The organism is Gilvibacter sediminis (genome assembly GCF_028561565.1).
GTDB classification, from domain to species: domain Bacteria; phylum Bacteroidota; class Bacteroidia; order Flavobacteriales; family Flavobacteriaceae; genus Gilvibacter; species Gilvibacter sediminis.
Genome location: NZ_JAQQTE010000001.1, coordinates 1,044,466 through 1,067,572, shown reverse-complemented (window position 1 = coordinate 1,067,572; position 23,107 = coordinate 1,044,466). Strand labels below are relative to the sequence as shown.

The window sequence follows — 23,107 nt, the reverse complement described above, 5'->3', positions numbered from 1 at the left end:
GGTTACAAAGATACTGATATTGAAAGGAATCCTCGAGAGGGGAAAGTAGAGATGTTTGGTTGATTTTCTTTTTTGTACATTTATAAAATGAACGTTCATTCATTATGAAAAAAGAACGCCTACTTATTGCCGCTACAGCGCTTGCTGCCCAGCAGGGATTACATGCTACTTCCATGAAATCCATTGCCAGACAAGCCAATATTGCTGTGGGAACCATTTACCAATTCTACCCTTCAAAAGACGAACTCTACGGAAACCTCCTCGAGCTCTTCTACCAGAAATTGAACAGCAAATTAGATAGCCTAAACCTAGAATTGGACTTTATTCCCTTGATGGAACAAACCTATCAGAGCCTCTTCTGCGTGCTAACAGAAGACCCAACCGCCTTTGAACTCTTCCTGCAGTTGCGAACCTTGAACAATTACACGCCCTTTGCCAAAAAACAACAGGAACTTTTGGAACAGCAGCTCGCTCAAATCACAGAGGTGGGTAAATCTGCAGTACTGATCAGAAACTTTTCTAATAAAACAGCAGGAAAGCTTTTCTTTGAACAAATTTGCACTCATGCCAAGTTGGCCATTGACCAACCCCATGAACAAGCTTGGAACACCCCAGAACTATTTACTCAAGCTGCCATATCGAGCTTGCTTAAAGACTAGAGGCAATTCCCTGAGCGATCAAATAACCACCTGTCCAGGCATTCTGAAAATTGAAGCCACCCGTAAGCGCATCTACATCAATTACCTCGCCTGCTAAGTGTAAGCCAGGAATAACACGACTTTCAAAAGATTTGAAATTGATCTCTTGCAGCACCACCCCTCCAGCAGTAACAAACTCATCTTTATAGGTGCTCTTGCCAACAACCGCATACTGATCCCCAATAATTGTCGCGCTTAGTTTTTTGAGGTTTTTGTTGGATTGATCACTCCAAAGGTCAGTAGGGTCTAAATCGGATCGCCTTAAAAGATAGTTCCACAGCCGCTTGGGCATTTCCAAGACATTGCCGTTATTCAATTGCTGCTTGGCACGATCCAATCGCAGCTTCTTAAAGATCTCCTCTAGCTGCTCCGTTTGCATCTCGACCCAACGAATCCTGATTTTGAAGTTATAATCGCAGGCGGATAACTCTCTAGCCCCCACTGCTGAAAGCTTTAATATTCCAGGGCCGCTCAATCCCCAATGGGTCACTAAGACCGGTCCACTTTGTGAGAGCCAAGGCTTTTGGTTAGCATCCAACAGTTGTACCTCTGCAGGCTGACTCAGGCCTTGGAGGGCTAATAATTCAGGGACATCTATATTAAAGGTAAACAAAGACGGCACCGGCGAAACTATTGTATGTCCTTTCCTGGACAGCAATTGCCAGATCTTTTTGGAACTCCCCGCAGTTATCACCAAGCGTTTAGTAGTATAGTTAGCGAGTGCAGTGTTCACTTGAAATCCTATGTCGACAGTTTTAAAATCGATTACATTTTGAGAAAGTTTTACTTCAATATTCAATCGATCTGCCTCAGATTCCAAACAGTCAATTATGGATTGAGAGCTATCGGATACTGGAAACATTCGGCCGTCTTCTTCAATCTTTAAAGGGACACCTCGATCTTCAAACCAAGCAACAGTGTCGCCCGTCATAAACTTGTGAAAGGGGCCTAATAGTTCCTTTTCGCCTCGCGGGTAATAGGTCGTTATCGTTTTTGGATCAAACTCTGCATGAGTAACATTACAGCGCCCACCGCCAGATATGCGCACTTTTTGCAGAACGGCTTTTGATTTTTCCAAGATCACGATCTTGAGCTCCGGGCGAGCTTCTGCCAAATTGATCGCAGTGAAAAAGCCAGCCGCTCCACCTCCAACAATCACCACATCATAGGTGAAATTTTCCATTGTTTAAAGATTGAGAACGGTGTGTAGCATACTCGCGTAATCAGGGATCCGCCCTACATTCTGCAATTTGATTGCGGCAGTTTTAAGACCTGTGCTCATGCAATCTCTGGGCGCCATCTCCTTGAGATAAGCAAACAAGAATCCACTCCAAAAAGCATCTCCGGCACCAGTTGCATCCATGATCTTTTCCACTTTCATTGCAGGTAATTCTATTGGTGCTTCACCTGGTTGAGAGAGTATGGCTCCTTTTTTACCTAAAGTCAAACAGATCATTTTAGCGCCCCAATCATGTAGGGTTTTAAAGAGTTCATCTGGTGCCATAGCATACCCAAAGATCCGCTCCACATCATCTAAGCTCGCTTTGATCAAGGGACTCATAGCACAGTAATTCTTGACTACTTCCAAAGCCTCTTCTCGATCTGGCCATATGGAAGGCGCATAATTAATATCAATACTCAAAGTAGCTCCAGCAGCATGAGCCTGTGCTGCAGCGGCAAGGATACTTGATCTTGCTGGTTGTCTACTCAATCCAAAACAACTGCAGTGAAACAATCGCGTGTTGTTCAAGTTTGCCGCTGGAAGTTCATTTTGACTGATTTGAAAGTCTGCTCCCCGCATCGGAATAAACTCCGGACTCCCTTCAGTCCGGGATACAAAGATCACCGTGGTCGGGTGGCCATCTACCTCTTGCAAACCATCGAGGTTGATCTCAGCCTCCTCAAAGCGCGCCTTGATATAGGCGCCAAAACCGTCTTTACCAATAGCAGCGATTAAGCCTACATTCAAACCGAATCGGGCTAAATTCATCGCGACATTGGTAGGCGATCCACCTAAATATCTGTGGTAATCTTTGATCTCCGCAATGGGTTTTTCCTTTTGGTTTCCGATGAAATCAATCAAGGTTTCCCCTGCGCAAATGATATCGAGTTGTTGGTTCTGTGACATCTTAAAATAAATCTTCAGGAGGAGTCAAAGCATTGAGCTCCTCGCGTAATTGGTCCGTTAAAAAAGTAAGGCCATACTGGAAGGAAGCGTTCATCCATCCAAAGCCTTCCGTAGTTATGTATTCAAATTCTGTCCCTACGTTGCCGTATTCTGCAAAGACTAAATGCGTGGCTTGTACCACGTCGTATTTCTCGGGAATGGTTCCGTTATAATCTGTTGCATTGCGGACGATCATATACAGCCAGCGATAGACCACCTCATGCAATTGCTCAGTGTATCCATAGTCATCAAGGCCCTTCCAAATCATCATTTGATGCGGTGCCCAACCGTTAGGATAATCCCACTGACGCTGTGGTCTTTCAGGTCCAACAGCTCCTCGACTTTCTCCATCGCAAGAGGCAATTCCGCCTTTCTCCAAGAGCTTTGGCAATAGATTTGCGACCAAAGATCTCGCTTGCTGCTCAGAGGCCAATCCACACCAAAGCGGGGTTAAAGCGGTAGCAGAATTAAAGACGACCTGTGCTTGTTTCTCAACATCATAATCGTAATACACACCATCGGCTTCGTTCCACAGATACTGATCTACCAGCTCTTTACGTTTGGCTGCTGCCTGCTCAAATTGCTTGCTATGATAGACCTTATCTCCAACCACAAAATGATCGTCAAAGACCGTTTTAATAAGTTCAGCAAAGTCTTCCTCGTATTTATACAAAAAAGCATTGAGCTCTACCAAAGCCATATCCGCACAGCGACCTTCAATTCTGTAGGAGGTATCGTGTCCAGATTCTCGGACTGTTCTATCGTGAACGAAATAGGCATCTAATTCCTTGTTGGTGATCTGTCCCTGTGAATAACCCTCAATATAGGCTTCAATGGACAAACCTGCTTGGTCAGCATAGGGCTTTAGAACGGCGTCATAATGTCCAAATTCGGCCTCAGGTGTGATCCCAATTCCCTCAGCCAAAAAACGATTTAAACCAATAGCCGTCAAACGCTTTCCAGGCACCATCCAAACTGTTTCATATTCCTTTATGGCTGTTGACAAATGAGAAGCTAGCCACTGTACGTCCTTTTTCTTCTCAAATACTTCCCGGATCTGGCTCGAGTAAAATGGCGGTTGCGTTCGGGTTAAATAATAGGATCGGTTGGCATTGAGGATCTTGCCGTAATGTTCAATCTGGTATTGAAAATTATCGGCCATGGACTGCGCCAGATGCGACTTCCCATCCAAGTGTAACCCAATACTTTCAAAATAGGAATCCCAACCGTACATTTCATTGAAACGGCCTCCGGGAACTACGAAAGGAGCTCCTTTGACAGACCCGTCAATTTTATATAAACGCAGCGCGAGAATACCCGGCTTGTCGTTTAGATCAGCTACATATTGTGGTGAAATATCTGCAGGTAAGCGAACCACTTCAATAGGATGGGTGGTTTCTAATGCTTTGTAGTAATCATAAGCCAACTGATCTTGATAGGGCACATAAACCTTGAGTTGTTGCTCTGCTAAAAATTCATTTTTGGTATCGGCAACCAAAGCGGCAATGCCATCCGCATCAATACTCCTTGTAAGTCCTTCCCAGAAATAATCGCGGATCATTCTAGAAACCCGATCGGCTGGAGGTTCCTCCAATTTACTCAAAGGAATTAGTGCTTCCGCCTGATCACCTCGACTGGCAATAACCAATTCTTGCAACAAATTAGATAGCGCATACGTGCCTTTAAGCGTATGAACAGCGCCTGTTGTGCTTTTCAAGGCAAAGGATTTAGACCCTTGATCATTGATAGTGATCTTTTTGTCACCATCAGTATCTTCTTGAGTCAAAAGCTCCTTAAGCGTTTGCGCTATATTGAGTTTGAATTCCATGAAACTTTCGTCTGATTTAAGCTGTTAAGGCTCTTTGTTTTTGAATCATACGGTAGAATATCCAGATCGCAATCAAGATCAAGGTCACAGGAACAAGCGCAAAATAAAAAGCAGTTGCTCCGTCATAAGCCTCAAAGACATGTCCCGTTATGATAGATCCTGTGGTTCCTCCTAAGGCGGAGAATATTACAATAAGTCCAGAAACCGAACTGTGCATATGCTTAGGTTGTGAACTGAGTATTGTAGAATTGATCGTCGGATAGATGGGCGCTAAAAAGAAGCCCAATAAGGGCATCAGGTAGACTACCAAAGGTGCATTGGTCCAGCTGATATCTCCACTCACTTCACTCTTGCCCGCTAAAGGTAAAGCCAGCAATATAATTGCGGCTACGGCAATCAAGCAGACCGACAAGACATAGATCCATTTGATCCGAGCCAATACTGCTCCAGAGGCGAATCGGCCGATCATGGTTGCGCCTCCCAACACCGCTCCAGCTTGAATAGCCATAGAAGATGGTGTATTGAGAATATCTTGATAAAAGGTAGGGAACCACGTTTGGAAGCTCTGCTCAATGAGCACGTACAAGAATACGCTCACAATAAAGACCAGAACTAACGGCTTGGCAATGGTTGCGAACATCTCGTAGAAATCCTCAGATAAACTTCTAGATTCGATCTTGGCTGCACTTTCATCCAACTTGGAGAACCACAACACCACCAAGGCCAATAGCGACAATGCCCCGAGGAACCAATACATATTGTACCATTCTTGTGATTTGGGATTGGCATCGTCCACAAACAAACTAAAGGCGAAGTTTCCAACCAGGATCCCAGCCATAAAAAAGGCTTCCAAAACGCTCATAAAACTGGCGTGTTGTTTGGCGTCATCGGTAACTAAACCAATGGTAGCAAAAACAGACACTTTGATCAGCGCGAAGGAAATTCCAATGGCCATAAAGAGGATTTTGAAATACCAAAAGGCATCCGTAAATGGCATTAAACAACAACAGCCGGCCACTAGGATCAAACCAATGATCATGGAGCGTTTAAGACCTATCTTAGGCAAGAAAGAAGCGAGTAAGAAAGAGGTTATTGCAATGGGCAGATCTTTAAAACCCTCTAAGACACTCGCGGCATCTTTGGCAATATCGTAATTGCGTTGTACTTGAAGGATCACCGTTCCCACGCTGTTCAATAGGATCGCAAAAACGAAATAATTGAGCAGTAAAGCGATTTTAATTCCCAGTCCTTTCATTAGGCTTCGTTTTGTGCTTTTTTCACATTAAGTCGCATGGCCAATGCTGCGGAGATAATGAAGAACACTCCGGCAAAAAGAATGGCATTTACCGCGTTTCCACCCATTAAATGTTCTAAAATAGGTCCAAAGGTCAAGGTTTGAATCCCCATTGGGATCACAATCATCATATTGAGAATTCCCATATACACTCCACGTCTGTCTTGAGGAACAATTTTAGAAACCATAGAGTACGGAATACCCATCATGGCTGCCCAACCAATACCGAAGAGGATCATTGGGAACAGCACAGTAACGGAGTCGTTTATATGCGGAATGGCCAGCAGGGCCAAACCGGTTCCTAATAAACTCAGCGCGTAGATTCGTTTTCCTCCAAAACGGACCATAAGCGGCACCAAAGCCAAGGCAACGATCATGGTGGTAACATTATACGTACTGCTCATTTTAGCAGCCTGCGCAAGGGCCTCAGATTTATCAAAGCCCATGGTTTTTTCAAACATTGGTGCGATCATTTGCCAATAACAAAACAAAGCATACCATTGGAACAGATAGACTCCAGAGAGCTTCCACATGAACTTCGGCATGTCTTTGACCGCTTCTTTGATCTCTAAGAAAGGCTGCCGCACCTTTTGCATAAAGGGCAGTTTTTTCTGCCGTTTAATTTCTTCGTATTCTTCATCGGACGGAGGTATTTCTGGCGTAGTATAGACCGACCAGCCAATGGTAATCACAGAGAGCGCTGCTCCTATGAAAAAGGAATAATACAACCAGGTAGGTATGGTCCCTGCTGTTTCTACAGCATCACCGCCAAACCAGTCTTGGAAGAGAAAGATCGATAGATTCGCAATTACGATTCCCGCACCTACAAAAAGACTTTGCATCTGATACCCCAGACTCAATTGCTTTTCTGGCAATTTATCTCCCACAAAGGCACGATAAGGCTCCATAGCCATATTGTTTCCAACATCTAATATCCAAAGCAATCCCACAGCGAACCACAATTCTGGACTGTAAGGGAACAAGAATAAACAGATACTTCCCAAGAGCGCCCCGATCAAAAAGAAGGGTTTACGCCTTCCCCATTTGGGTGACCAGGTTTTATCAGAAATCGCTCCAATGATTGGTTGTACGATAAGGCCAGTGACAGGCCCAGCGATATTGAGTAATGGCAGGTCTTCTGGTTGCGCTCCCAAAAATGAAAAGATGGGGTTGATCGCTGTTTGCTGCAGTCCAAAACTGAATTGGATGCCCAAAAAACCAACATTCATATTAAAGATCTGCCAAAAGGAAAGTTGTGGCTTCGGAATCTTAGAAATGATACTCATACCTGTTTATTTAGTTGCGAATGAGTACCTAATATCTGCAATTTTTTAGGCAATTCTAAGAATCCCTCCCATAAATTGAGATATATGCAACGAAAACGTTATCGGAAGGTTGTTTTGGGGATTTTAACCGAACACCGTTGTGCGCTCATTGGCCTGTATCATTCGCAGCGCTTCTTGCATGAAGATCACACCCGATGCGCTGTAGCCCATTTGAGTTTTACCACCGAGTTTTTGACTGATGGGATTGTAGTATTCTTGATATGCCCAGTCTGGTTTTGCCAGCATCTCTTGCTCAAAAGCAGCGGTGATATCAGTGACTAATGCTGATTCGCCCTGTGCTGCTAACCCTAGGGTAAACAAGCCCATCCACACAGGCCAAACGCCTCCGTTATGAAAATCTCCAGGATGATTTTTAAAGCTGTAGGAGTAATTGGTCTTAAGCAGGTTCCAATCATAAGAATCTTCATTGATCACGGGCCAAAATGCTGGAATTAAACAAGCACCTGTCTGTTGCTTAAATCCGTTAATTTGACTGTGTAAAGCTTCTTTTTGAGTGTCATTCAACTGCCAATACAATAAGGCTAAGGCATTGCCTCCCGCATCAAAACGCAGGTCATACATGCCTGGCAAAATGAAGGCTGCAAAATTCTGAACACCTTTATCTAGGGCATCCTCAAAACCTGCTTTATGGTGTGCTAAGTCGATATTTTTCGCCTCTGGCCAAAAATTGACCAGACTCTTCCTGTCAACGTCAAAACCGCGATCGTGACTTAAATCTGCTAAGGCCTTCTCTCCTAAAATCCGAAGTAAATTATCATACAGCGTATAACCGTGAACGGGGTATTCGTCCGCCCAATTACCACTCAATGGCGTATAGAGCCAACCCTTGTTGTTGAATTCTAAATTGACCAGATAAGTTCTGGTTTTCAAGACTTGAGCTTTAATTGCGTTCCAAGTGGTTTGATCACCGGTATGTTTGAAATACAAACAAGCCCCAAGTATGAACCAAGTATTGGCATCAATACGTCCAACCAAGGAGCCGTAGGAGACCTTGCCGTTTCTGGGATCTACGTTTGAGGGAATGATTCCTTCTTCGGACTGATTCGCCGCTAGCGTCAGCAGAGAGTTCTTAAAGGCTTCAAGGTGCTTAGGAGCCTTTGTGATCAAGGCCGCTAAACCACACACCATAGAATCACGAGACCAAATACGCTTGTAATTGTCCTCATCTAAAGTACTGGCCAAAAATCCATTAGGCGTAGAAAGATCGTCTAAGAGTTGCCAAGCAATGGTTTTCTGGGCTGAGATCATCCGAGAATTATTTTACCATTACACTAATCGCAAAGCCACCACCGGCAGCCATAGGAATGGTTACTTTTGAGTCTTTGGTCACTTCCATCGTCTCAATGGCATAGGCCGTTGGATTGTCATTCCAATGCGCGCCATCACCGTCTTTATAAATGGTAGCCGTATAGGTCTTACCCTCTGGCAAAAAGTCAAAGTTTACTTCTTGAGCTCGAACAGTCTCACCCGTAATTCCTCCGACAAACCAGTTATCAGACCCTCTTTCTTGTCTGGCAATTACCACATAATCTCCAACCTCACCGTCAAGAACTACAGATTGTTCCCAGTCTACGGCAACATCGCGAATGAACTGGAACGCTGGGTGAATCTCACCATCCACCATATAGTGCTCAGGCAGGTCTGCTACCATTTGGATCGGGCTATAGATCACCACGTATAACGCGAGCTGTTGTGCTAAAGTAGTATTGAGTTGATTGGTTGTTTTGTACTCGTCAAACTTAATGTTGAAAACTCCAGGTGTAAAATCAATGGGACCAGAAAGCATGCGCGTAAATGCTACTGTTGGTAAGTGACTTGGTGGATTCCCGCCGTCTGGAGACCAAGCGTTGAATTCTTGGCCGCGCAATCCTTCACGCGAAATAGCATTCGGATAGGTTCTGCGTTTCCCTGTTGCTTTAATGGGTTCGTGGGCATTGATAGCGATCTTCTTCTTAGCCGCTTCTGTCAACACCTTGTGATAATGATTGACCATCCACTGCCCGTGGTGGTATTCTCCCTCTGGAATGATCTTCCCAACATATCCTGTCTTTACCGAATTCATTCCGTTCTCCTTCATAAAATTGTAAGCCACGTCCATCTGCTTTTCATAGGTACGAGGCGCTGCAGAGGTCTCGTGGTGCATGATCACCTCAACGCCCTTTTCTTTGGCGTAGGCCATTACGGCATCAAAATCATAATCTGGATAGGGAGTCATAAAATCAAACACTCCTTCTCTATCGGTGGTGTTGATCCATTGGTCCCAACCGGTATTCCAACCTTCAACTAAGAGGCCTTTGATTCCGTTTTCTGAAGCAAAATCGATATAACGCATGGCGTTTTCTGTAGTTGCTCCGTGACGTGAGGAGTTCTTGGCTCCTTCAATGTAAGTGTTCATGTCTTGGCTTCCCTCAATGTCCCAGGTCGATTTACCAATGTGCATCTCCCACCAGATTCCGACGTACTTCATCGGGGTAAAATAGCTCACATCACCAATTTCATTGGGCTCATTCAGATTTACAATTAGGTTGGATTCGATAAGATCTCCAGCTGACTCTCCGATCTGCATGGTTCGCCAAGGCGTGTTAAAAGGAACCGTCAATTGGGCTTTCCCACCCAATCTTTCCGAACCTACCAGTTCTGAGGTCATTTTAAAATTTTGGGTATCGACTTTAAGCGTCATGCCGGCGTAATTGGTCAAGTCTGCCTCGTGAAAACTCAAATAAAGCCCGTCATCCGTTTTCATGGTCACCGGTGTATTCACGGCGTTCTCTGGAATATAGGTTGCAACAAGTGCCGGATGGTCTCGCATGGCAATAGCGTCAATAGCGCTAAACTTAGTGTTGCTGTATAGCTGTTCGTAAATGTCCCAATCTCCCGGCAACCACCACACGTCGTGATCTCCGGTAAGGGCAAATTCCGTATGCTCGTCCAAAAGCAATACGTCCGTCATATATTCTTGTTCTGGGAATTCAAAGCGCAAACCAAAACCGTTATTGAAAACGCGAATGAAAATATTGAATTTTCTTGGTGAATCCCCTTGTTCACTATAACTCATTTTGAGCTCGTTATAGTTGTTTTCAACTTCACGCTGTTCACCCCAAGGCATTTCCCAGGTCTCTTCCTTAGAACTGGTGGTGGCTCCTTCAATAATCATATTTTTCCCAAGGTACTCCTGCCCTTTAAATTCGAACCCAACAGCAGAGGTGTCAATAATAGTTTTTCCCTTATAGCTCACAGTATAGATAGGCGTACCTTCCGCATTTAAGGCAGTGTTAACCACCAAATTGCCATCCGGAGAGGTAATACTACTTAGGGTTTGTTCCTTTGAACAAGAAATTGAAAAAATCGCCAGAGTAATTAATGCGATCATCGCACCAGTAAAAGTTCTCATAGATTATTGGTTTTTTAAAGGGAGATAGATCTCGGCTTCCCACTTGAGTGCATCACCACCCATATGTGGGTCGCTCTTATACACCTCAAAAGGCAAAGCTTCTACCTCAAGATTCTTATTTTCAGCAGCTCTTAACAGCCAATACCATGACTTTTCAGAAATGCTGTAGTTTCCATTAAAAATAGTCTTTATTCCGCTAAAAGCCTGAACCTCTTTAAATTTCACGATAGGAGAAGCCGCTAGGCTATCACTTCGTTTTATCGGGAAACAAAAGTCAAAGGTTATGCTGTCTGTTTTTTGGTCCCATTGAGTGACCTGTAGAAAAGGGTCTCCCTGCAATTCAAGCTCATTGCTATTGATATAACCCATGACATCGGCAATATTGCCCATCATGGTGCGCGCTTTTTGTTTCGCCGTGGTCTTTACAGAGACATAGGCACAAAAACGAGCATCCACCTGTCCTACAGTGATCTCATTGACTCGGTAGCGTTCCCGGTAGTTCACCCATTCCGTTGCAAGATCCTCAACTGTAGAGATGCTACGCTTGACAAAATCAGTTTTAAAAACAGGTGCGTAAAAATTCTGAACCCAAGTATTGTTGAGGTCGGTGATATAAGCTGTTACCCTAGTTGTACTATCAGTCTCTGGTTCTATTTCCCATCGGTATTCAAAAAGAGAATCCTTTAAGCGGACCTTTTGCTGATAGGACTCATAAGGAACTCTTGAGATCAATTCTACGCTGGAGCTATCCGTCTCCCCTGGAATTGCAAGCCAAGCTCCAAGATTGCTGTACACCAAGCCCGCAGGGTCTTTTGTGACAAAGCTGATGCGGTAATTGTAAGGCTTGATCAAAAAGTGCCAGGACAAAAGCAGCACCAAGACCAGCGCCAATACCGTCCAAAATCCACTTTTTTTACTCATTGGTCCAGTCTAGTTTTTCAATAACCAAACCACCCACGCTCTTTCCTTGGTCAATGCCGTTCTCTACCGCTGCGCGATAGTGAATTCCACCGTACATACGGCTAATTGCCGCTTCTTTAGCCGCTGCATCAAATGAGGCAAAGGAACGAGCTGGCAAACCGTAGGCCATTTCTGTATCGTCTAAGAACGCAAAGTCATCTCCAAAGACGTCTGTCAAAACAGTGGCTGCGGCATTGGAAACCACAGAGTGTCCACTGGTGTATTCCGGGAACGGAGGTGTTTGCAAAATAGGCTCCCAGTTCTCATCAATATGCTTGTTGATCAAGGTTTCTGGACGTACCAAATTAGAACGGTACTTTTCTGCCCAACAGTTGATAAACCCGTCAAACAAGGCAATTGAGGTTTTGGTATATGCATAGATCGTTTTGTTGAGATCTGCGTCAGCTTGCTTACAGGCAATTTTGGCAATACCCATCCAGTGAGCACCAGGGGTGATCTTTTTAGTAGCAAACATCAAGTGACCGCGAGTTACCGAAACATAAGGATTACAATCCCAGAATTGCGCGATCTCCACCTCTTCTGATTTGTCTCCAGAGGCGGTGATCTCTTCACTGATGTCATAAACTTCCTTGAGCTCTTTATAGAACGCACTGCCTGGCTCTAAAGAGAACTTCGGGTGATTTTTAGGCTTAAACTGGGCAGCCGAATCCAAAACCATAGGACGGATCTTTTTCCAATGCGGCTCAATGCCTTCCATATAAGCAGGAGGGGTTGGCTGCCAACGCGCAGGATCGTCAATATCAACGGTGAATTTAGGCATGGTACGGGTTTGCTTGTACATATCTCCATCTAACCATGCTTTGATGTGATCGGCCACAGCCAGGCCGTATTCTTTAGATCGCTCAAATTGCTTTGGGTTCTTTGCTTCCCATTGGGCGTAGATACTGTCTGCATAAGTCTGCATCATATCCTCAGAAAAAATCAAAGACTTGCTGATCTCCATATGCGCCACTAGTGCAGCCACTCCTGGAACAATTGTATCGTTGTTCATTCGAGGAACCGGAGTTAGTCCCGGCAATTGAAGCGCTAATGATTTATACTTTGGATCTGCCTGAGCCATGATCTCATAAGCCGCCACGTTAGGGTAGGCATAGATTCTACTCGCTACAGGAGGCGAGAAGATATCGTGAACCATAACTTGAGTTATTTGGTCTACAGCATTCTGAAAATCCGAGGCCTCAACCGTCAAGGGTTCGTAGGCCACAGGAGTATCCTCCACTTGCTCACCACCATTATCCTTACAAGCCACAAGGCTTAAAAACAGGAAACAGCCAAAAAATGCAAGGCTAAGGGTTCTGTTTAAAGGAATCAATTTCATAAATCTGTGTTTTATCATTATTGAAGACTGCCAGCAAATACGGCTGACCGCCAATTTTTATAATCTGTAAATGTCGCAATGATTTTCTTAAAAACGCCAATTCTTGCGACCAAATTAGCTGCGGATCCTCTCCAGGAATAATTAAGGTTCCTGGCTGCGAATCAAAGCGACCGTGGAACGGAATCACGCCGTCGTAATTTCCACCTAAAAGAAGCTGCGCAGAACCGTCATTGAGAAAGTCAAAGACCACTCCTGCCTTTAAGGGCGCCAATTGCAATTTAGATCCGAAGGCTACAAAATTATAACCTCCACCGTCATTTCGCAAATAGCCAGAGGCTAACTCGTGTACTTTATAGGTTTCGGCTTGAGAAAGCGCCTCCTCGCCCATAACCTCGGCTATGGATTTACCGGCAAAATCTGAGAAATTGGGAAACCTCTTCTTCAAACTTACCATTTGCCCTGCAAGCTCATCCAAGGAGAGCAAGGGATAGTAGGTATCTCCAGTTTTCTGTGCCAAAACGGTCTCTGTAGCTCCGTTAGCATCAAAATCTTCATAGTACATCAGCAGCGGATCAGCGGCACTTGCCTTGAATTTTGCATTGAGTCCCCAGTTGCCCAATACCAAGTCCTGATCACCATCAGCATCAATATCAAAGGGGATCACAAACTGCCATAGACCGTTTAAGTATTTATCCTCCAGTGGATTTGCCTCAATAAAATCGCCATTCTTGTAACTAAAGAAACGCGGACGCATCCACTCTCCCACTACAATTAGATCTTGAGTTCCATCAGCATCAAAATCATACCAAATAGCATCAGTAATCATGCCTAAGTTGGCAAAAGCTTTAGGAATTTCACGTTTCAATTGGCCGTTGTTATTGATCAATACATACGATTGGGGTTGCTTACCAAAATCATTGGTCACCGCATAGTCACCAACAAAGACATCCACATCTCCATCGGCATCAAAATCAAAGGGAGCTATTACGCTGGCGTTGGAATAAGTTTCTGGCAATACGATGGCAGAATCGGGTTGTGCTGATGAGATCACGCGCTCCAACAACGGATCGGCGTTTCCACTAAAATCAGCACCTGCGCTTCCCAACAATAATTCTGAAGCACCATCATTGTCAATATCTACAAAATTGGCAGCAACCTCTTCATAGACTTGGTCTGTCTCTAATTGCGGAAGATCAATTGCAGTGATTCCAGATTCTTCCAGGCGATACATTCCCGCCTTTTCAAATTTGGAACTTCCTATGAAAAGTTCAGTAGTTCCATCATTGTCCCAATCTCCAACCGCAACTGCAGGTCCTTTATCTGAAAGCCGATAAGGCAAGAGCTTCTGACGATTAAAATCCAGGTAGTTGTCTTCTTTATGTGTGTGATCAAGCCCAAGTCCATCGGGTACCCAAGTGAATATTGAATCTGAATCGATATTCATGTCTTTACCACTGACAGCAGCAGTTTGGTCATTTGAGTTGAGCTGCAATCGCTGCCCCAAAGCAACACCATTTTCAACGCGTCGCTTGCCATCTGGCCAGATCACCACTAAAGAATCTAAAGCCGTACTGTCTGCGAGCCCGAATTCTATCAAAGGCTCGCTGCTGGATTGGAAACCGCGTGCGGTATAGAGTTCTTTGTAATACATTTTACCTTGCTGATAGGCATAGGCTTTGGCACCGATAGCGAATGGATTCTCCGGGCTTCCTTCAAGCGCTAATTGTATATAGTTGCCCGTGGATTCTATATCATTGCGATACACCAATAGCGGCGCATTCAATACATTACTGATCACATCCATATCACCATCAGCGTCTAAATCTGCCAGAACAGTGGCGCCAGCGATCTGCGCATCCTTTCCGATCCAAGCTGCTGATTGATCTGTGAATTTGAGATCCGCGCTTCCTTTGAACACCTTGTTGGAGATCGCCCCAGAAGGCATCATCTCCAAGGCCTTTTGATCCATCAGTTTGGTGTTGTCCCGACTCTCGTCTATAGCTCCGGAGGAAACAAATCGAATGAAATCCAAGTCATTCGGACGCTTGGGAATGCCGTTAGAGATCCAAAGGTCTTGATAACCGTCTTGGTCAAAATCGTGAAATAAAGCCGCCCAACTCCAATCAGTAGCAGCGACTCCACTCATTAAAGCGGTTTCTACAAAATTACCATCCGGTTGGTTGAGAAAGAGCATGTTTCGGCTGAACTGATAGTGGTATCCGTATTGCAACAGGCGCATGCGTTGGGTTTGAAAATTCTCATCACCCTCAGAGGCTTTTACCACCGCTTCTTCCTCAGGGAGCATATCCAAAGTGATCAGATCTGGGCGTCCGTCGTTGTTGATATCGGCAGCATCATTGCCCATAGAGAACCGCGAGACATGGCCAAAGGCGTCACGGAGTTGTTCACTAAAGGTTCCGTCGGTATTGTTGATGTAGTAATAATCGTCTTCGTGGAAATCGTTTCCGATGTAAAGGTCTGGATAACCATCATTGTTGAAATCAGCCACCGCAACACCCAAACCATAACTGCTGATCCCGCCATAGATCCCTGCCTCCTCACTGACATCGGTAAAAATACCTCCATCATTGCGCATCAAACGATCTCCGGTCTTCTCGTTGCGTTTCTCACGCTGACTGGAACGCCCAAAAGAACCTTGGGTGTGAACCGCGTGATTGAGCAAATATAGATCCAGGTCTCCATCAAGGTCATAATCTAGAAAGGCCGCGGAAGTACCGTAGGTTTGTGCATCTAGACCGTACTGGGCGGCTTCTTCTTTAAACGTACCATCGCTTTGGTTGATAAAAAGTTCGTGATGCCCAGTAAATCCATTGATGCCTACTACCGCACAGACATAGATGTCCAAAAGTCCATCCGCATTAACATCTACCATAACCGCACCCGTATTCCAACTGCTATTCCCAGCTACTCCAGCAGATTCAGGAGCTTCTTCAAACTCAAAATTGCCTTTGTTGTAGTAGAGCTTATTGGGGCCCATATTGGCCGAGGCATAGATATCTGGAAGACCATCACCGTTGACATCGCCCACGGCTAAGCCACCACCGTTGTAGAAATAGAGATAATCCAGTATGTTTAGGCTATCACTTTCAACTAAGGTATTGGCAAAAGCGATCCCGGTGCTATCCGCAGGAAGCTGTTTAAAGGCCAAAGAAGGTGCTTGGTCTCGCTCCGTGCAGGACCACAAAAAGAAGAGTCCAGCAAGCAAGCTCCATTTACTCATTCAAACGATGAATTATAGGTTCCGAGTCGTTAATAGCAGTGATCATAAAACGATTGCCGTTGGCGTCTGAGAAGATCTGCATGTGCTTCACCTCGTCTTTTACAAAGAATCCAGAATCCTCATATTCTTGCCAAGCAAAGTTTCCTGCTCCGTCATTGAGTAAAACGCTACCGTAGTTCGCATCCAAACGCGAGTATTGAGGTTTGAACTCGTAATTGTTTCCACCGAGCAACAGATCTAAAGTTCCGTCCTTGTTCAAGTCCGTACATTGAATTCCACAAACACAAGAAAGCTGTGCGCGAGCTGGCAGAGCAACAAACTTGAATTTTCCGTTGCCTTCATTGATGGCCACCATATTTTGAGAGGTCACCACTTCTTTCACCAAAGCACGACCCAACACCGCTGGCGTAAAGAGTTCTTGAATGCTCTTTTTAGCGTATTCTGAGGCGCGTAGGTTTTCTTTTTTGAGCGATACCATTTGGTTCACAATTTCCTTCTTTTGGTGGATCGGCATATCGCGACCGTCCAAGGTTTGTGTAACCAGCTGTTCAATGGTTCCGTTATTGTCAAAGTCATTGATCCAAATCTTCATTGGACTGTCTGAGGTGGGTTTATAGTGGATGTTCTCTCCCTGATTTCCTAAAACAAGGTCAAGATCTCCATCTCCGTCCAAGTCTGCGGCCTCAACGGCATTCCACCAACCAGTTTGCTGTTCTAAATCTGTAGTGACCATATTGAGCACACCGTCTTGCAGTTGATACACCATTGGTGCTCCCCAATCAGAAACAGTGAGCAGTTCTTTGGTATCATCACCTAGTAGATCGATCCACATTGCATCGGTGATCATTCCGCTCAAACGAGAAAGGTTCTTTAAAACCTTGGCACTGGCTAACTGAAATTGTCCTCCGCCAGTATTCTCTAAGAACATAGACGACGGATCGATTCCGTAAATACCAATCACAGAACGCGCGGCTAGGAATACGTCCATATCGCCATCGCCGTCATAATCGTATGGCGCTATGGCTGAGATGTTTGTAGTTCCTGGAGGCAAATTCAAGGCTGCTTTTTGAAAAACACCATTGCCGTTATTGATATAAATTCTAGCGGTCAAGGAGGTGTTCTCGTCACGCTGATTCCCTCCTGAACCTACCATGAGATCAAGATCACCATCACCGTCCATGTCAAAGAAACTCGCTGCCGTATCTTCAAATTCTGCATCTGCAGCTAGACCCGGTTGATTTAGTGCGCGCATATTTCCGTTACCGCTGTGGAGATAGATCATCCCGGCTTGGCCTTTTGCACCTCCAATGAATACGTCTTCATGGCCATCGGCATTAATATCTGCTACTGCCAAAGCGGGACCTTCTTGAGAGATCTTTTTATAGATCATTCCTTCATAGTCAAAATCTTCATAGTTGTTTTCATCATGAGCGGCGAGACTGGTTTCCATTTTGCTGACAAAAGTGTTCTTCGCCTGCGGCTTTGGAGGAGTATAGGTTAGCGTAGCCACAGCCATGTCAAAATCATAGGTCGTATTGGCTGCCAAATTGGTCCGTAGTTCCGTGCGATCGTTAGGATAAATCACACGCAGCGAGTCAATAGTAGTCGCTTTTCCTAATCCGATGGTCATTGGATACTCCATAGATGACTGGAATCCTCTAGACGGAACCAATTCCTGCAACACCTCTTGTCCGTCATAGTACATACGAACTCGAGTTCCCACTGCAAAACGGTTGTTCTCTGTTCCTTTGAATCTAAGCTTAATGAAGTTATTATCTAATTGCTCCGAATTGTTGCGATACAAGAAGGAAGCCATATTTACATTGTTGACCACCAAATCCAAGTCACCGTCATTGTCTAGGTCTCCGTAGGCGGCACCGTTAGAAAGACCAGGCTCACCCAAGCCCCATTTAACGGCCTTGTTGTCAAAGGTCAGATCGCGTTGATTGTGGTAAGCGTAGTTCGGCACAGGAACTACCGGCATCTTATCAATAATACTATCGATAGCTTCTTTTTTACCAGTCAGCGCCATTTTTTGAATGATCTCATTGGCAAAGAAATCCACGAAGTCCAAGTCTGTAAGATCGTGGTTAACCCCATTGGTCACAAAAATATCGCGGTAACCGTCGTTGTCCATATCGAACATCAAACCAGACCAGCTCCAGTCCGTAGCAGAAACACCGCTGTAATAAGCGATCTCTGAAAAGCTCCCATTACCGTTGTTGAGCTGTAAGGTGTTCTGAATGTATTGCTGATAGAAGTCTTTACTCTGCTTGAGTTTAAAGACGTTATAGCCTTCAAATTCCATAACAGACTTCACGCGCTGATCGCCATCGGGCAACATATCGGTGATGAAGATATCCTGATTTCCATCGTTGTTGATGTCTGCCATATCAATACCCATGGCAGAAAGGCAAAGGTGGTTCATCCAATTCTTGATGTCTTCTGTAAAGGTTCCATCTTGATTGTTGATGTAGAGGTAATCACGCTCGTAGAAGTCATTGGAAACATAAATATCAGGCCAAAGGTCGTTGTTGATGTCAGTGACCATCACGCCCAACCCAAAGCCAATCAAACTTCCGTAGATACCAGCCTCTTCACTTACCTCGGTAAAAGTGCCTCCATCGTTACGTAAAAGCATATCCCCAACACCACGGAACATTTTGGGCACGTCCCAATCTTGGGCGCGCACATCACGTTGGTGCGCAAATCCTAAGGAAGTCACTGGAATATTACTGTTATTGAGAATATAGGCGTCTAGATCTCCGTCTTTGTCGTAATCAAAGAAGGTGGCATGCGTAGAAAAGCCTGTCTCTGCTAAATTGAATTCCGCAGCTTTTTCGGTGAAGGTTAGATCACCGTTATTAATGTAAAGATCGTTATCGTGATTGTCGCCTTCCATATTTCCGGCATTACTCACGTAAATATCCAAGAGACCATCTTGGTTGATGTCTACCATATTCACTCCGGTAGACCAAGGCTTGTTCCCGGCAACGCCAGCAGTCTCGGTAATGTCTTTAAATTTAAAATTCCCTTCATTGAGGAAGAGTTTGTTTGGACCCATATTGGCCGTCATATAGATATCCGCCAAACCATCGTTGTTGATATCGCCAATAGCGACACCACCACCGTTATAAAAGTTTCGGTATTTGAAGATGTTGAAGTCCTTTTGATTCACCACGGTATTGGTAAAATCAAAACCGGTCTCTGCTGGGTCTGTCTTGGTGAAAAGGGTATCGCTAACAACAGCAGTATCCTTTTCTTGGGGATTGTCCTCACAAGAGGTAAAGATTAGCCCTAAAAGGCCAAAAGTCAATAAGTATTTATTCATTGGGTACTTGAATAACATCATTTGATATTTCTAAAACAACCGCTTTGCCATTGTTACGGGTAACAATCACATGCGGTCGGTCATTTATAGTTATTGGTTGTATTGCTCTGCAGCTCCCAGCCAAATTCAAATTTGGATCGTTGACGGCCGTAAAGCCCGTTTTAGGATCAAAGAGCAAAAGTGCACCTTTAAGGGCATCTAAACGTCCTATTTGGGTGCTGACCTCAGTGCGGTTTCCAACGAGGAAAACATCGGGAAAACCATCTGAGTTAAAGTCATTTACAAAGATATCATTCACTGCGGATATTTGTGCAGCAAATGGTAGTATAGTTGTGTTAAAATTACCGTTTCCGAGGTTTTCAAAGTAAGTCGTTGCTAGGGTTTGGACCGATTTGGTCTCGGCAGCATCCCACAGCTCCTTAGGAAGCAAGTCTTTGGTCTGAGCAGCAGCAAAATCGGCATAAGACAAATACTTCTTATTGATCTGCGGAATTTGTTTGGCCAGCTCATCTTTTGAAGGTAAGAGGGTTTCTTGACCTTTGTAATTGTAGGTAATTAGAGTCTCTGTGGATCCGTTGCCGTTAAAGTCCCCTCGATAGAGCTTCAAAGGATCTTGAACGCTCGCGGTAAGTCGCGAATTAAGGCCCCAATTACCCGCTACGATATCTAAATCACCGTCCGCATCAAAATCAGCAACAACGGCAGATTCCCAAAGTCCGGAACTGATGGAGAATACAGAAGGACTTTGATCCTCCAATACGCCACTATTATTGATAAAGAGTTGTGGAGCCATCCAATGACCAATGACCAAGGCGTCGGGCCAATCATCTCCATTAAAATCATCCCAAACAATTTCTTTTACCTTCCCGAGATCTGCCCAATCTGGCACTGTTTGAACGGTAGCATCTTTGAAGTTTCCATCACCTTCATTGGACAACAAAACTTGAGAAGCACTCGCTCCAAAATCTTTTGCCACACCATCTACGGCAATGCTGAGATCCAAGTCTCCATCACGATCAAAATCAACGGCCGCAACGCTTGCTGCATTAAACGAAAGACCTGCGAAGGCGGTGTCATCCTTTACCATTCCATTTTCAGTATTCCAATAGAGTCTGGGTTGAATGGCTTTACCGTCTGTGAATTCGTGACCTCCACTGACCACGACCAAATCCGGAAGACCATCCCTGTTTAGATCGGCAAAAACAGCCGCTACGTCTTCTGATAGTCTATCTGAAGAAAAATCCATTCCAGAGTCAACTACAAAACTACCATCAGCTTGCTGCAATTGAAGCACAGACGCCTGCCCTTTAGCTCCGCAGAAAAAGACATCCTCAAGACCATCACCATTGACATCTGCCACAGCTACTCCAGGCCCTTCATTGGTACTGGCATAGGCAATGAGCGGGTCTAAATTGAATTCCAAAGAGGCATTCTCTTTGTGAGTGAAAATATCTGTGGCAAGGGGCGTTAGGTAACTGGAATGTTTCTCGTTTTGTGCTTGATAACTAGCTTCTGACCCAGAGATGATCAACAATTCGTTGATCTTTGGATTTCTCAATATTGTGGTCTTATTGTCTTTACCAGGCCAATAAACAAGAACAGAATCAACTTGCTGCTCTTTCCCCAACCCGAAGTGAAGCGGAATATCCATACCGCTCTGATATCCGCGCGTTGGGAAAACCTCTTGATACTGGGTGCTCTGTGGACTGTAAACTTCAACTCTGGCACCAGTTCCCCATAAGTTTGCCGTAGACTCCGAATCATTCGCCTTTAAGCGAACTTGAACATAATTGCTGGAATCTTTTTCTCGGCTAAGGTTTTTGTAGACTGTTGCTGATTGATTGACGTTGTTGGAGACTATATCTAGATCTCCATCATTATCTAAATCCGCATAAATACTACCGTTGCTAAAAGTCGGCACTTCTGCCACCCATTCTCTGGATTGATCAGAGAATTGTTGCCCATTTTCATTTTTGTAGAAATAGTTGAGCGTTTTCTTTTCTGGAATTTTTGCCACGAAAGCCATGTCTTCTTGAGTCATTCCTTTGCCTAGACGCTTCTGAATGGCTTCGTCTGCAATGAAATTGATGAAATCCATATCGTTGGTAGCACCTACTATTCCGTTGCTGATAAAAATATCCTTGAGCCCGTCATTGTCAAAGTCTGCAATGAGCGGAGCCCAAGACCATTCAGTAGCAGAAATACCACTTAAAAAGGCCGTTTCACTAAAACGCATATTGCCTTGATTGAAATGCAACGCGTTTTGCATGTACTGCGGCGCATAACCGTTACGCAGGTAGTTGTTATAGGTGGAATAACCGAACTCAACCCCAGAGGACTTATAGGTCTGCAAATCTTCAGGCAGCATATCAACAGAGAGTATGTCAGTGAGGCCGTCGTTGTTTAGATCGGCGAGATCCACACCCATAGTATAATGAGAGGTATGTCCCAATGGGTTTTGATTACTGCTGATCTGCTCCCGAAAAACATGATCATAACTATTTAAATAGAGGTAGTCGTTCTCAAAGAAATCGTTGCCGATATAGATATCGGGAAGACCATCGGAATTCAAATCACCCACGCCCAAACCCAGTCCATACCCTATAGGGCTTTGATAGATGCCAGCCTCTTCTGATGCGTTTCGGTAAAAACCACTTTCATTTACATAAAGTCGATCCCCGGAAAGCGAATCAATTTGCTTGCGTTTGCTGCCTCGTCCATAATTACTGTTCGGATTGACCGTATGGTTCATCAAAAATACATCCAGATCACCATCCTGATCGTAATCAAAAAAGGAAGCCTGAGTGGAATAACCTTTGAAATCAAGGCCATAGTCGGCAGCCTGCTCTTTAAAAGTCGGTAAGCCGTCATCGGACACCCCTTGATTGACGAACAACTTGTTTCCGCCAGCCTCAGGCGCTAAAGGCGCCACTTTACTTACGTAAAGATCCAAGAGACCATCATTGTTTATGTCTACCGTGGTTACTCCTGTGCTCCAACCGGTTTCATCTAAAACTCCAGCAGTAGCGGCTACATCTTTGAATTTAAAATTCCCTTGATTCAAATAAAGCGCATTAGGACCCTCGTTGGCCGTAAAGTAAAGATCAATAAGACCATCATTGTTAAAGTCTCCTGCAGCTAGGCCACCGCCATTATAATAGTAGATGTAATTGAGGATGTTTCGCTCAGGTCGATTCAGTAGTTTATTTTCAAAATCGATTCCACTACTGTCTGCAGCAACGATCTCAAAACGGTAATCTTTAACTACTTCTGGCTTTGAATCACAAGCCACCATCAGCAGCAAAAAAAGGCCAGAAAAGCCAAGTAAAAAGTGAAGATATTTAGAGGATAGTCGCTTCATTCGAAAGTGACCGAAATGTACGTAATCGCCAAGAAATATGCGAAAAATCAACCCGGATAATGGAGGAGAATTTTTAGAATGAGCCTTAACAATGCAAGAAAATATTGCTTTTTGGAGATTCTATCGTAGTTGGGCTACGTTAGAATCGAAA

General features: G+C 44.5%; 13 protein-coding genes. 1 reads left to right on the top strand and 12 read right to left on the bottom strand.

Annotation, left to right across the window (positions count from 1 at the left end; all coding sequences use genetic code 11):
* Positions 1-104 precede the first annotated feature (104 nt).
* Positions 105-659, top strand: a complete 555-nt coding sequence (locus tag POW22_RS04815; RefSeq protein ID WP_272831490.1) for a TetR/AcrR family transcriptional regulator — start codon at positions 105-107, stop codon at positions 657-659.
* Here the strand turns inward: POW22_RS04815 and POW22_RS04810 are convergent.
* From POW22_RS04810 to POW22_RS04755, 12 genes are all read right to left on the bottom strand, one after another.
* A complete protein-coding gene (locus POW22_RS04810) occupies positions 649-1,881 on the bottom strand; it encodes a BaiN/RdsA family NAD(P)/FAD-dependent oxidoreductase (protein WP_272831489.1) in 1,233 nt (410 codons plus the stop codon). The two genes, POW22_RS04815 and POW22_RS04810, sit on opposite strands and share 11 nt — an antisense overlap.
* Before the next feature lie 3 nt (positions 1,882-1,884).
* Positions 1,885-2,826, bottom strand: coding sequence for a carbohydrate kinase family protein (locus POW22_RS04805; RefSeq protein ID WP_272831488.1), 942 nt, complete (start codon positions 2,824-2,826; stop codon positions 1,885-1,887).
* Position 2,827: 1 nt separating this feature from the next.
* Positions 2,828-4,693 (bottom strand): trehalase family glycosidase, encoded by a 1,866-nt coding sequence (locus POW22_RS04800; RefSeq protein WP_272831487.1) that lies wholly within the window; start codon positions 4,691-4,693, stop codon positions 2,828-2,830.
* Between the two features lie 16 nt (positions 4,694-4,709).
* Positions 4,710-5,948 (bottom strand): MFS transporter, encoded by a 1,239-nt coding sequence (locus POW22_RS04795; protein WP_272831486.1) that lies wholly within the window; start codon positions 5,946-5,948, stop codon positions 4,710-4,712.
* Complete coding sequence (locus POW22_RS04790; RefSeq protein WP_272831485.1) at positions 5,948-7,273, bottom strand: MFS transporter; 1,326 nt, start codon at positions 7,271-7,273, stop codon at positions 5,948-5,950. The genes POW22_RS04795 and POW22_RS04790 overlap by 1 nt, the downstream gene beginning before the upstream one ends.
* A 123-nt stretch (positions 7,274-7,396) precedes the next feature.
* Positions 7,397-8,581, bottom strand: a complete 1,185-nt coding sequence (locus POW22_RS04785; RefSeq protein WP_272831484.1) for a glycoside hydrolase 100 family protein — start codon at positions 8,579-8,581, stop codon at positions 7,397-7,399.
* Between the two features lie 7 nt (positions 8,582-8,588).
* Entirely contained in the window at positions 8,589-10,724 is a 2,136-nt protein-coding gene (locus POW22_RS04780) for a glycoside hydrolase family 97 protein (RefSeq protein ID WP_272831483.1), read from the bottom strand.
* Positions 10,725-10,727: 3 nt separating this feature from the next.
* A complete protein-coding gene (locus tag POW22_RS04775; protein WP_272831482.1) occupies positions 10,728-11,645 on the bottom strand; it encodes a GyrI-like domain-containing protein in 918 nt (305 codons plus the stop codon).
* On the bottom strand, positions 11,638-13,023 hold the full coding sequence (locus POW22_RS04770) for a vanadium-dependent haloperoxidase (protein WP_272831481.1): 1,386 nt from the start codon (positions 13,021-13,023) through the stop codon (positions 11,638-11,640). Before POW22_RS04770 ends, POW22_RS04775 begins: the two co-directional genes overlap by 8 nt.
* A complete protein-coding gene (locus tag POW22_RS04765; RefSeq protein WP_272831480.1) occupies positions 12,992-16,264 on the bottom strand; it encodes a VCBS repeat-containing protein in 3,273 nt (1,090 codons plus the stop codon). Before POW22_RS04765 ends, POW22_RS04770 begins: the two co-directional genes overlap by 32 nt.
* Entirely contained in the window at positions 16,257-19,595 is a 3,339-nt protein-coding gene (locus tag POW22_RS04760) for a CRTAC1 family protein (protein WP_272831479.1), read from the bottom strand. The genes POW22_RS04765 and POW22_RS04760 overlap by 8 nt, the downstream gene beginning before the upstream one ends.
* The gene (locus POW22_RS04755) at positions 19,588-22,956 is read right to left on the bottom strand and encodes a VCBS repeat-containing protein (RefSeq protein WP_272831478.1); all 3,369 of its coding nucleotides are present in this window, start codon (positions 22,954-22,956) and stop codon (positions 19,588-19,590) included. The genes POW22_RS04760 and POW22_RS04755 overlap by 8 nt, the downstream gene beginning before the upstream one ends.
* Between the last annotated feature and the right edge of the window lie 151 nt (positions 22,957-23,107).

Excerpts from the sequence above, each read along its gene's own strand:
- POW22_RS04815 (WP_272831490.1), top strand. The coding sequence starts at position 105 with ATGAAAAAAGAACGCCTACTTATTGCCGCTACAGCGCTTGCTGCCCAG.
- POW22_RS04810 (WP_272831489.1), bottom strand. The coding sequence starts at position 1,881 with ATGGAAAATTTCACCTATGATGTGGTGATTGTTGGAGGTGGAGCGGCT.
- POW22_RS04805 (WP_272831488.1), bottom strand. The coding sequence starts at position 2,826 with ATGTCACAGAACCAACAACTCGATATCATTTGCGCAGGGGAAACCTTG.
- POW22_RS04800 (WP_272831487.1), bottom strand. The coding sequence starts at position 4,693 with ATGGAATTCAAACTCAATATAGCGCAAACGCTTAAGGAGCTTTTGACT.
- POW22_RS04795 (WP_272831486.1), bottom strand. The coding sequence starts at position 5,948 with ATGAAAGGACTGGGAATTAAAATCGCTTTACTGCTCAATTATTTCGTT.
- POW22_RS04790 (WP_272831485.1), bottom strand. The coding sequence starts at position 7,273 with ATGAGTATCATTTCTAAGATTCCGAAGCCACAACTTTCCTTTTGGCAG.
- POW22_RS04785 (WP_272831484.1), bottom strand. The coding sequence starts at position 8,581 with ATGATCTCAGCCCAGAAAACCATTGCTTGGCAACTCTTAGACGATCTT.
- POW22_RS04780 (WP_272831483.1), bottom strand. The coding sequence starts at position 10,724 with ATGAGAACTTTTACTGGTGCGATGATCGCATTAATTACTCTGGCGATT.
- POW22_RS04775 (WP_272831482.1), bottom strand. The coding sequence starts at position 11,645 with ATGAGTAAAAAAAGTGGATTTTGGACGGTATTGGCGCTGGTCTTGGTG.
- POW22_RS04770 (WP_272831481.1), bottom strand. The coding sequence starts at position 13,023 with ATGAAATTGATTCCTTTAAACAGAACCCTTAGCCTTGCATTTTTTGGC.
- POW22_RS04765 (WP_272831480.1), bottom strand. The coding sequence starts at position 16,264 with ATGAGTAAATGGAGCTTGCTTGCTGGACTCTTCTTTTTGTGGTCCTGC.
- POW22_RS04760 (WP_272831479.1), bottom strand. The coding sequence starts at position 19,595 with ATGAATAAATACTTATTGACTTTTGGCCTTTTAGGGCTAATCTTTACC.
- POW22_RS04755 (WP_272831478.1), bottom strand. The coding sequence starts at position 22,956 with ATGAAGCGACTATCCTCTAAATATCTTCACTTTTTACTTGGCTTTTCT.